The 11,499-nt window shown below is 41.7% G+C and carries 6 protein-coding genes and 2 pseudogenes; all 8 read left to right on the top strand.

The window, feature by feature from the left end; genetic code table 11:
• The first annotated feature begins 297 nt into the window (after positions 1-297).
• Positions 298-1,284 carry a hypothetical protein gene (locus IIC38_18065; protein ID MCH8127833.1) on the top strand — a complete coding sequence of 329 codons (987 nt, stop codon included), beginning with the start codon at positions 298-300 and terminating at the stop codon, positions 1,282-1,284.
• 32 nt (positions 1,285-1,316) lie between these two features.
• Positions 1,317-2,993, top strand: a complete 1,677-nt coding sequence (locus IIC38_18060) for a T9SS type A sorting domain-containing protein (protein MCH8127832.1) — start codon at positions 1,317-1,319, stop codon at positions 2,991-2,993.
• A gap of 714 nt (positions 2,994-3,707) precedes the next feature.
• A complete protein-coding gene (locus tag IIC38_18055; protein MCH8127831.1) occupies positions 3,708-4,268 on the top strand; it encodes a hypothetical protein in 561 nt (186 codons plus the stop codon).
• 47 nt (positions 4,269-4,315) lie between these two features.
• A pseudogene (locus tag IIC38_18050) lies at positions 4,316-4,474 on the top strand (type II toxin-antitoxin system HicA family toxin).
• 2 nt (positions 4,475-4,476) lie between these two features.
• Positions 4,477-4,815: a toxin-antitoxin system HicB family antitoxin gene (locus IIC38_18045; GenBank protein MCH8127830.1), complete on the top strand. Its 339-nt coding sequence runs from the start codon at positions 4,477-4,479 to the stop codon at positions 4,813-4,815.
• A gap of 550 nt (positions 4,816-5,365) precedes the next feature.
• Positions 5,366-9,577 carry a UvrD-helicase domain-containing protein gene (locus IIC38_18040; GenBank protein MCH8127829.1) on the top strand — a complete coding sequence of 1,404 codons (4,212 nt, stop codon included), beginning with the start codon at positions 5,366-5,368 and terminating at the stop codon, positions 9,575-9,577.
• Between the two features lie 228 nt (positions 9,578-9,805).
• A pseudogene (locus tag IIC38_18035) lies at positions 9,806-10,431 on the top strand (plasmid pRiA4b ORF-3 family protein).
• 545 nt (positions 10,432-10,976) lie between these two features.
• On the top strand, positions 10,977-11,499 hold a 523-nt coding region (locus IIC38_18030), incomplete at its 3' end, for a VCBS repeat-containing protein (GenBank protein ID MCH8127828.1).

Genomic DNA, 11,499 nt, shown 5'->3' with positions numbered 1-11,499 from the left:
ATGAATTATAGTATTATGCTTGAAGTTTCAAAAGTGCCATCCCGTCGCGCAACGGGATCTATTTCCGTAAAATTAAAAAGCAAAATTGTAAGTATAATTGTAAGTATAAAATAAAGGGCTAAATAGATCCCTCCTGGATGACAGTGATAGGGTTCATGAATTATCCAGGTTAGATGTCTTTTCAGCTTAACGAAAAAAAGGGAATAAAAAGTAATTTTCTATATTAGAAACCCATGAATCAAAAAACATATGCAATAAAAAATGATAGATTAAACAAAAAATACAAGGAGAAAAACCATGAAAACCAAAACAATCCTCTTGGCAATTGTAACCTTCGCTTTGCTAACAACAACTGCGTTTGCTAAAATTTGGAGAGTAGATAATAACCCTGCTAATATCAGCGATTTTACTACTTTGCAAGAGGCACATGATGGTGCGCTTACTGGAGACACCCTGTATGTGTACGGCTCGGGACTCAGTTATGGTCATCTTAACCTCACCAAGACACTATACATTTTTGGTCCCGGGTATCTTTTAAATGAAAATCCGGAAACGCAGGTATCGTTCCTTTCGGCAAAAGTGGGACAAGTTATTTTTAATACTGGTTCAGAAGGGTCGTTATTAACAGGGCTTTATCAGGAAGGTAATAATGGTATCGAGATTTATGCCAACAACATCATAATTAAAAGGAATTTTACTGAAGATAATTTAATAATAGATTCGGCCGCATCAAACGTCATTATTATTCAAAATTATTTATCTGGTGGCTCTTTCTTAGCCATTGGAGCTTCATGTCAAAATATTATTATCCACAATAATTATATAAGTGATGGAAATCAGTTTGTTGCTATCTCCATGGATGCCACAGCATCTGCTGATATAAGGAACAATGTTATTTCTTCTCATAATCAGTCATTTGTAACTAATTCTATATTTTATAATAATATTGGGTCCGGCACTATAGCTCTTTTAAACTGTGATGTCCAAAACAATATAGGAAATTCTAACCAATTTGGTACCCTCAATGGCAACCAGGAAAATGTAGATATGAATATGGTTTTTGTCGGCGAAGGCAGCACAGACGGGCAGTGGCAATTAGCTCCTGGCTCTCCCGCTATTGGTGCGGGTATAACGGGAGAAGATTGCGGAATATTTGGCGGAAACGAACCTTATAGGCTGTCTGGCGTACCTGCTATTCCCGCTATTTGGTTCTTTGATGCACCCACTTCCGGTTCAACGAATTCAGGACTTCAGGTTAATGTAAAAGTCAAATCGCATAACTAGTTGAAAAATCATTTTAATCTAAATAGGACATCATGAAAAAAATAACCATGTTATTTATTCTGTTTTTTTACCAGGGACTTTATGCACAAAGTATTGTGCAAATCGAGTATTTTATCGATACAACCCCTGGATACGGAAACGGAACACAGGTAAGCATTACGATACCAGATTCCAGTCTGGAATTCAGCTTTAGTGTGGGTTTGGCAGAGGTTAGCGACGGATTTCACATTTTATACATACGAGCAAAAGACGATTCTGGCAGATGGAGTCCAACTTATCCCAAACCGTTTTTCAAAGGAACCGCGAGCCGCGAACCCCCGCCGAATATTATAAAAATGGAATACTTCATTGACACCGATCCGGGCTATGGAAAGGGTGTAGATATTTCACTTTCTACTACCAGCAATATTACAAAACTTTTTTCCGTGGATTTGACTAGTGTGGATAATGGGTTTCATATCCTCTATGTTCGGTCGCAAGATGCCAATAGCAGTTGGAGTTTAACCTATGCACGACCTTTTTTAAAAGAAGCAACATCGAGTTTAGATGCGTCACCGGATATCGTTTCTATCGAGTGGTTTTTTAGCAGTGATACAATAGATTCTCAGGTTTTCACATATACGGATTTCCCGCCATCCGATAGAGTTGATACCGACTTTCCTGTTGATCTATCCCATTTAAATCCGGATAAGACCTACAACATACATGCCTATGCAAAGGACGCCAATGGGGGAAGAAGTTTAGAATTCGTTCACGAATTTGACATAATATCCAATACTGCGCCAACTACGACAAACTCAATTATTGATCTAACAGTAAGTGAAGATTTCAACAGTGTAATCGTTGCAGACTTGGACACTGTATTTGATGATGTTGATGTACCCTTTGGAGATAGCTTAGTGTACAGTGTATCTGTATCCAATGATTTGGTAACAGCAGATGTTATCGGCAGCCTTCTGGAAATTAATTCTGTCAGCGATTCAAACGGTGTTTCAACCATTATTGTAACAGCAAGGGATGTTAGTGCCGCAAGTGTTAGCGATACATTTATGGTAACGGTTATTCCTGGTAATGATCCGCCGGCAGTTTTTGATTTAATATCACCGGCAGTTGGCGGTACTGTGGACAACTTGCTGATCTCATTTGTATGGCAAAAGTCGCTGGATGTTGATGCAGGGGATGAAATTCAGTACATCTTCAATCTTTTCGGCGCAGGTTTGGATACGACCATTTCTGGCTTAAACGATACCGTGTTGGTTTTCGGTGGCAACAATTATCTTCAATTTGAGACGCTTTATACATGGCATATCAAAGCAACGGATGGTACTGATACCACTGCAAGTGCCACGAAAAATGAATTTCAAACTCCGCAATCTCCCGTCTTGGACGTTGAAGAAGTCAATCCCATACCTGAAGAATTCTCTCTCGGACAAAATTATCCGAATCCGTTTAATCCGACGACGACCATTCGATTTGATTCCCCCAAAGCCAGCAAAGTTTCTCTGATTATCTATGATATTTTGGGGCGAGAAGTTGTCCGTTTAGTTGATGAAGAAAAGCCTGGCGGTTATCATCAAGTTGTTTGGAATGGGAAAGATCGTCAAGGCAGAGCAGTTTCAAACGGAATTTACATTTATCAAATAGTTGCAGAAGTCGTGGGAGGAAAAGAGCGATTCTTAAAGGTGAAGAAACTATTATTACTCAAATAAAAAAGGGATACCATTCTAATCACACAGAACATAAAGTCTGATGCAAGAAAATTCTTTCTCACATTAACAAGGCTGCCGTTACCAGCGCGCCGATTCACGAAAGGACCCCGGTCGGGGATAAATGCCGGAAGTTGAGCGTGAAACTTTTGTTTAGAGATGGGCATTTATAAAGAAGTATTCTAAGAATTCCAGGAATTCCAAACGACCAATTCCGTACTTGGTTACCCCCAAAACTGTTAAGCCCATTCTCTTATTTAGGTACCCCTTCCCGAAAGCCTTCTTTGGCTTCATCGATGGCAAGTTGCAGCATTTGTTGATAGCTGTTTTGATTCATTATCTTTTGCACAATCTAGTATAAGAAGAAAGTTTTGATGATCAAAGATTGAATGATTTTTCATTCATAAAAAAACGAAACGATTGCTGCAGAAACTTGGCGTCATTGAATTGAAATTTTCATTCTTTGGTTGCTTTTGGGAGAAAATATTTTACATTAATGAACAAAACCCCCAGGGTATAAATTATGCACCAAAAAATCGACTGGTTTTATATTACGAAAACACAAAATAAAACGCTTTTATTGATTTTACATGATTTTATTAGAGGACTAAAAGTGCCCATAATTATTCATACTTCAACATTTCGCAGATCGATTTATTAGTTAGGAGCTTGAGGCATTGTCAAATGGTTTTATTCGTGTTGTGATAGGATAACGAAATGAAAAATACTGACGATGTTAAAAAACGGATTCATTCCTTATCCGACGAGAAATTACTGGAAGTTCTGGAGGAAAGTACACAAGATTATACAGAGCCTGCGATAAACATTGCAAAAGAAGAGGCCAAAAGACGAGGAGGACTTGAATATATAAAGCAACGGCTTGACCAAATTCGCAAAAAACAACTGGATGGACAGAAACAGCAAGAGCAATCTCAAACGCCTTCAGGACGCAGATCTTTCTTACGTTTATTCTATTCGCTGCTGCCCAAAAAAGAACGATTCGCTAATTATCCTAGACTTTATGTTATAACAACTATTTTTCGAACACTTGCATTTCTTACAGCAGTTATCGGTGTATTGGGGATTATGAGTAGTATTTTCAACACGCTCACAGGTAGCTTTGAAATGGGGATAGTTTTGTTATTTCCTCTCCTATATCTTGGAATTGCATTTGTGACATTCTTTACTATATCGGAAGTCCTGCAACTTTTGGTTGACATCGAAAAAAATACCAGACAAAACAATGAAACGTTGTTCACAATAAAGAAGAAGTCATAGATGGGTAGTTTCGTTGAGCAGAGTGGTGTACAAAGCACTTTGCTGGCGATTTAGAAAAAGCGGGCTTCGTTAATCGGGGTGGCAAAGGTAGTCATCGAAACTACATTCACGAATCAGGTCTAGTATTAACTATTTCAGGAAAACTCGGTGATGATGCAAAACCGTATCAAGAAAAATTGATTAAACAAAAAATTGCGGAAGTATAAAAATGAAAGAAAGAGATAAATATTTAAAATTAGTGGAGTGGTCTGAAGAAGATCAGTGCTATGTGGGTTCTGTCCCAGGTTGGATAGGAAAATGTTGTCATGGTGAAGATGAAACGAAAGTCTACCAAGAGCTTTGTCAAATTGTGGATGAGTGGATTGAGATTTACAAAAAAGATGGTCGCCCTCTTCCATCAGCCACTGCCGGTAAAAAATATTCTGGAAAATTTGTACTGCGCACTGACCCTGACCTACATCAAGCTTTAGCGGTCCGTGCATTGAATGAAGGTGTGAGCCTAAATAATTTTGTAGTTAAAACCTTAAGAAGAATTGTTTCAGACTAATGCTAATAATAACTTTTGTACGAAAACCCATAAGTTAAGTGCTTGTAAATAGGGCACATGGCTTCACAACAACTGCACCCGATGCCGGGGGCGGTTCTCTCTTTAACGTCTTCACTGATTTTCAGGCTTATTACTTATTTCGAATCTCCGTGCCCATTCGTCCGGTGCGGGTTAGTTTTGCGTTATATTGCGACACGAAGTCGCATAATTTATTTCATTCATTCAGTTAATGACAACCAAATGACTTTATAATCAGAATTTGACAATTCATTACTATTTATTCTTAAACACACGTTATTTTGTAATCATTCGACTAACGCCCCCTGACTTTTTACACAATGTGAAATGCGGAGAAGAGACGAGTTTTGTGGTAATGTCGTCTTGATATTCACTTCAAGTTTGATTACATTACTGTCACATAATACCGGCTCATCGACGTTTTCCTTACTAAAAACAAGAAAGCGATTGACACGAAACTATGATCAAGGTTCTTATCAACGATTCCTTCAAGAAGTATATGCTCTCCCAGCCTCATACCTACCGGAAGAAATTGCGGCAGAAGATTGAGTATTTGGAGATCGGGTACTGGGATGGCGGTTTGAATGTCAAGAAACTCAAGAGCCTGGCAGGGCAGAAGGTCGTTTTCGAGGCCAGACTCGACCGTGCTAACCGTATCCTCTTTACGGTGGGGCATGAAGAGGAAAATGGCGCATCCTCCGGCGCCTTACTGGTCTACATTTGGGGCATTGTTGTGCACGACCGGGTGAGCCGGAAAACTAAAGGCATCCTCCCAGGCAACGTTCCTTTCCTGCAATTCAAACCCTACCATGAAGAATCCATAGGTGAAATCTCACTGGAAAATCTGGATGCAGCTTACTTTACGCAAGAGAGCATTACCCAGAAAATATCAGATGATTCCGCAACCCAAAGATGGCATCTCCTGGACGAAGAGAGTTGGGGGCGTATTCAAGATCACCAGGAAGATACATTCGAGTTGCAGCTCTACCTAACGCCAAAGCAGCAGGCAGTCTTAAACCAACCTTTACCGACCTTAGTCTCTGGCACCGCTGGCAGCGGTAAGACCACCCTCGGCATCTATTACCTGCTGAAACTACCGCTGGCAAAAAAGAAAAAACTGTTCATCACCTACAATCACCATTTGAAAAACGCAGCGCGGAAACTATACCATGGCTTGTTGAATACCAGCCCATTAAGAGAAGAGTACCTCGATCCTGTGTTTTTTACATTTAAGGAATACTGCCTGGATGTCGCGGAGCGATGTCACAATAGCATTGCAAGAGAGAAAGAGGTCGACTTTGAGAAGTTTAGTAAGATGATCTTGTCCTGTCCACAGGCGAAGGGATACGACGCTCCCTTGATCTGGGAGGAAATTCGTTCCATCATCAAAGGTGCCCTGCCGCAAATCAACATCAACATCCTCAAAAACGCCTTGGTAGGTTTGAAAATCAAGCCGGTTCAACCAAGGTTTTTGAGCGCTTTGCAGCAACAATTTTACACCTTCGCACAATTGAAATCTCTCGAAAAAGTGGAGAACTTTGTTCAGAAGTATCTTGGAACCGATATCATGACATTTTCCAGAAATCTTAGTCACTACGTCGAAGCCCAGGGCGACCGGGTGTTGACGGTCATTGATCGCACCTTCAACCTTTTGTCGAAAGCCAGGGAGTTAACACAGAAAAAGTATCTTTCTTTTGTCGATTATGAAGCGCTTGGAAAGAAGAAAGCACCCAATTTCCAACTCGACCGGCACAACCTCTACCGCGTTTTCGAATGGTACCAGGAAAGACTCCACCGCGAGGGATTGTGGGATGAGTTGGATCTTACCAGAGAGGTTGTGACACTATTGAGCGAACATAAGCCGGACACCCATTGCTATGACCTGGTGGTCTGTGACGAGGTACAGGACTTGACCGATGTGCAACATGAGCTACTTTTTTACACGGTCAGAAATCCGATGAATTTGCTTTTATGTGGCGATACGAAACAGACGATCAATCCCAGTGGATTTCGCTGGGAAGAATTGAAACGCCATTTTTATGAGCGGAAACTCAAAATACCGGACATTCATTTTCTCAACTTGAATTTCAGAAGTTCGGGCAGCATTGTGGAATTGTCCAACATTCTTTTGGAGTTAAAGGCGAAGCTTCTGGGCAGCAGTGCCGAAGAGCCGAAGGAGGACTGGAAATACAAAGGACGGCCGCCCGTTGTGGTCCGGAATTTGGATCAACCCACAATTCTGGAGAGTATCCGGAGCACCAGCGCCAAAAAAACCATCCTGGTGCGCACAGAGGAAGAGAAAAAGTACCTTAGAGAACTTCTGGATACGGAACTCATTTTTACTATTAACGAAGCCAAAGGTCTGGAATTCGACACTGTGTTGCTGTGGAAATTTGGCAGCGATGTTCGTACGAAAGATATCTGGAAGGTCATTATAGCCGAATCCGACCAAAGCATTCATCAAGCGAAAATCAAGCATGAAATCAACCTGCTTTATGTCGCCATCACTCGCGCGCAGAGAGATTTGCTGATTTATGACGATACCGAACCGTCGTTGATCTGGCGCAGCGAGCCTATCCGAGATAAAGTTTATATCACCGATGATGTCAACTACATTAGCAGTGTCTGGAATGTTATCTCCGCACCCGACGAATGGCTGACTCAGGGGCATTATTTTTTCGAACGGCGTTACTACAAAGCGGCAATGGAGTGTTACAAAAATGCCGGCGAAGACACATTGTTGGTCAAGGCCAGGGCTTACGAGGCCGAAAAGCGACAGGATTTTCAGTTGGCGGCTAACTGTTTTCAAGAGATTGGAGATTTGGACAAGGCCGCTTCTTATTATGAAAAATGTGGAGACTACGAACAAGCCTTTCTATTATGGAGCAAATCGAACAGTAAAGAAAACGCGCATCGGTGTCATCTGAAGTTATTGGAACAGAAGGGCCGCTTTGGAGAACTGGCGGATATTCATCTATCCCGCAAAGCGTATCGGCTGGGATTTGAGTTTTTGGTTAAGGCGAAAATATATGACCAGGCGGCCGAAGTAAGTCTCAAGCGACTCAAGGACAAAGAAGAAGCGGCTTACTACTATGAAAAAGGCGGCCTCTTTAAGCAATCTGCCGTGCTCTACGAGAAACTCAAGAATTTGGAAAAGGCGGCCGCGCTGTTTGAAAAGGCTAAGGACTTCGACAGCGCCATGAGGCTATGGCGCCACCTGAAACGACAAGATCGCTTGCTTTCAATTTATCAGCAGACCGGGGACTATTCGAACCAATTAAAAATATACGAGAAGGCCAGGGACTTCGATAACGCAGTCAAGGTTGTGAAGAAACTATCAGATTCGGAGGACCTGCTCTCTCAGGCGCACGATTTTTTTGAGAAACGAAAATATTTTCCAGCGCTGGTCAGGTACTATGTCGCGAAGGACCATGATGGAACGGCGATGAGTTATTTCAAATTGAAGAACTTTGCGGAAGCGGCCCGGTTCTGCGAGTTAGCCCACGACTATTACCATGCTGCCAAAGCCTACCAGAAGTTGAAAAATATGAAGGCTGCGTTTGTGAACTATCTCAAATCTGAAGAAGACAGACAAAATAACTTTGCAGACGCCAGGCGGGTAGCCAGACATGTCATAGCGCCTGACATCATCAATGTGGGACATCAACTCCACACTCAGCAGCAACTGGAAGCGGCAGAACTTTGTTTTACTTTGGCTCACGACAATGTCCAGGCAGGTTGCTGCGCCCTGCAAGATAGCCGGCGCGAGCAGGCGTTAAACCACTGGCGGAAATGCCTGTACCAGCCTTATCAAATAGAAAAAATCGCGGCATATTGCCTCAGGCATGATTTCATAAAAGTCGCAGCTGAATTTCTCCTGAGCGAACCGCCTTACGCATTTTCTAGCAGTTACTATTATGATTATGATTATATAGACTATCAGTTCCAGTTAGAAAATAAATCGTCGCTGGTCGTTCTTATGGACAAATATTTCGAACAGGACCCCGATGAGAAGGAGATGGTGAAGTGGGTTGAGATCCTAACAAGGCTTACCTTTTCGGACGAACTCCAGGATAAGAAACTATTCTACCTGGAGAAAAGCCGGCGATACGATCACTACTTCTCATACCTCCGGGAGCTCCGCGAAGAAGCTCCGCAATCGATGTCCAAATTGGAAAAACGATTCAAACGCGAATACCCGGAATTGGTTAAAGACATATCTGAGCTCTCTGCTATCAAACTGTATTTTCTGGGCAAGTTTGAAGACTTCAATCGCATCGTAAGGCAATTGCAAATCACCGAGCATAACTATCGAATCTTCGCAGAATCTACGCACAACGACAAAGCCATGGACATGATGATGGAAAAAGGCGAGTTCTATGAAGTGGCCAGAATTCTTCTGCACAGAAAGGAATTCTTGAAACTGGCAGAGATCTATGAGCAGCGCGGATTGCTAGTTGACGCGGCAAACTACTACAACGTTGCGGGAAAGTATGGCAAGTCGGCCGGGATGTTCGAGAAAATCCAGAAGTTCACCAGGGCAGGCGAAGCCTATTACAAAGCACACAACTACGAAAAAGCGCTTGCGATGTATGTCAAATCGGGTAAGAACAAAGCAAAAATAGCCCAGACTTATGAAAAGCTCGGCGAGTACGCCAAAGCGGCAGAATTATGGAAGGAGTTGGGCAAGCCAAGAAAATATAATAATTGTGTGACAAAGCTAGATAGCATGGATCTGTTTTGATGGCAAGATAATCTCACTTTCAAAAGAGGCGCCCGCGAATGAAGCAGTCGTTTATAGCACATCCCGGGGATATAAATTATACACCATAAATCGAATGGTTTTATATTATGAAAACACAATATAAAACGCCCATTCCGATGTTTATAGGGTTATTTGCAAAACCAACAAGTTTCATTATCATGAATGTTTTAGCATTTGTTTTCGCGGGTCTATTTATTAGTAGGAATTATGAAAATAAATAAGCTTAGTGATAATTTAGTTTACCAGTTTCGGATTGAGTTGAGTGAAATAGAACCAACTATTTGGAGAGTGATACAAGTACCCTCTGGATATACTTTTTGGGATCTGCACGTAGCAATACAAGATTCAATGGGCTGGCTTGATTATCATCTACATGCATTCCGTGTTCGGATGCCCTACAAGAAAAAAGAAACAGAAATAGGTATTCCAGATAAAGAATCCTATGACCATCTGGTATTGCCAGGGTGGGAGGTTTTAGTAAAGGACTATTTCACAGACCCTGGGAAATTTGCTATCTATGATTATGACTTCGGTGACAAATGGTCGCATCATGTCCTGCTTGAAAGTATTCTCATGAAGGACAGTCAGGCTAAATACCCAATATGTATAGCAGGTGAACGCGCATGTCCACCTGAGGATTGCGGTGGGGTACCCGGATATTATCAACTTATTGAAATATTAAATGACCCTAACCATTCCGAATATAATGACAATATTGAATGGCTTAAAGGCCACGCAAAAAACTACTATCCATATGAAGCTGATAAATTCAACCCTGATTATGTAGAGTCTGGAACCCAAAAAAAAGATGGAAAATGGCCTTTTCATCTTAGGTACACTAAAAATAACCACAAAATATTAATTGAATATCATAAATCTACTAGCTTTGTAATGAAAAATCATGCAGTATAGTTCGTCAGCACAGAGAAACTGACTATTACGGAAATTTTTTAGTTAAACCAAAATCAAAATCTTCCTCACAAGGTGGTACCAAAAAAACAATGAAGTCAGCTATTGATCAAGACGATTTATACGAACTTACAGGACTGGGTCAGCAATTCATTCACTATGCAATGACCGACCTGCCATTGCGAATTGAGATGGGGTCTCAAGAGGAAAGCAAAAATTCCTAAATGAGTATTTTTCCACCCACCCCACCCGTAATGCGGGTCCGCACCGGGCAGTTCATCGAAGAATACAATGATAATTGTTTCTAACTTTTTCAATATTACTTCGCATCAAAAAATAATAAATCCAAAAAGAAACGAATGCCGCCGAAAACCAGGTTTCTTTGGTTTGCTTTTGGAAAAAAATATTTTACATTAATGAACAAAATTTCTCAGGATGGTTATTTGCAAAACCAATAGGATTAACTTGTATGATTAGAAAACCGTTCCTCGCAATAATTCTTGTTCTCCTGGCTGCGGCACAGACGCCTTTGCAGGCACAAGTAAACGACATATCGAAACCAGGGAATCTTCCACGATACGATCGCACCGTAATCCTTGAAACCACTTCTGAAACTTCGGCTAATGTTGCGTTTGGAGACCTTGATGGGGACGGAAATCTCGATATCATTTTAGCAAAAGGGCGCCATTGGCCGCTGGTCAATCGTGTGCTCCTTGGCGATGGTAAAGGCGGCGTTATAAGATCATATGATCTTGGGACCGTCGCAAATCGGTCCTATTCCGGACGACTCGCCGATATCGATGGCGATGGCGACCTGGATGTAATCGTCAGTAACGACAGGCCGGATTCGAATCTCGTGTACTTGAACGACGGCAAGGGATTCTTCCAGGCTGGTCCGAAATTCGGTCGCGCTGATTGGCCTACCCGAAACGCAAACGTCGTAGACCTGAATAATGATGGTCTTCCCGATATCGTCGTTGCGAACCGGGGCA

It is taken from the genome of candidate division KSB1 bacterium (assembly GCA_022566355.1).
Lineage (GTDB): Bacteria > Zhuqueibacterota > JdFR-76 > JdFR-76 > DREG01 > JADFJB01.
The sequence above is the reverse complement of the archived record's forward strand: the minus strand, read 5'-3'. Positions and strand labels throughout refer to the sequence as shown.

Excerpts from the sequence above, each read along its gene's own strand:
- IIC38_18045 (MCH8127830.1), top strand. The coding sequence starts at position 4,477 with ATGAAAGAAAGAGATAAATATTTAAAATTAGTGGAGTGGTCTGAAGAA.
- IIC38_18060 (MCH8127832.1), top strand. The coding sequence starts at position 1,317 with ATGAAAAAAATAACCATGTTATTTATTCTGTTTTTTTACCAGGGACTT.
- IIC38_18055 (MCH8127831.1), top strand. The coding sequence starts at position 3,708 with ATGAAAAATACTGACGATGTTAAAAAACGGATTCATTCCTTATCCGAC.
- IIC38_18065 (MCH8127833.1), top strand. The coding sequence starts at position 298 with ATGAAAACCAAAACAATCCTCTTGGCAATTGTAACCTTCGCTTTGCTA.